Annotated in this window: 1 protein-coding gene; it reads left to right on the forward strand. The window is 70.3% G+C overall.

Annotated features, from left to right (window positions below; genetic code table 11):
- Window positions 1-306 (forward strand): carbon starvation CstA family protein (locus ACLZOT_RS51505; protein WP_416976180.1); only part of this gene is annotated, 306 nt, incomplete at both ends.

Below are 306 nucleotides of genomic sequence, written 5' to 3' on the forward strand. Positions count from 1 at the left end.
CATGGTGGTGCTGTTCTTCTCCACCCGCCGCGACGGCCGCTCGCTGGGGCAGATGGCGCGCGAGGAGATCGGCCCGTTCGGCGGCGCGGCCGCGCTGGTGGCCACGTTCGTCATCATGATCATCCTGCTCGGCGTGCTGGCCCTGGTCATCGTCAACGCCCTCGCGCAGTCCCCCTGGGGCACCTTCTCCATCGCGATGACGATCCCGATCGCCCTGCTGATGGGCTTCTACCTGCGGGTGCTGCGCCCCGGCCGGGTCACCGAGGTCTCCGTCATCGGCGTCGCCCTGCTGCTGCTCGCCCTGGT

It is taken from the genome of Streptomyces sp. 4F14, from assembly GCF_048159485.1.
GTDB lineage: Bacteria > Actinomycetota > Actinomycetes > Streptomycetales > Streptomycetaceae > Streptomyces.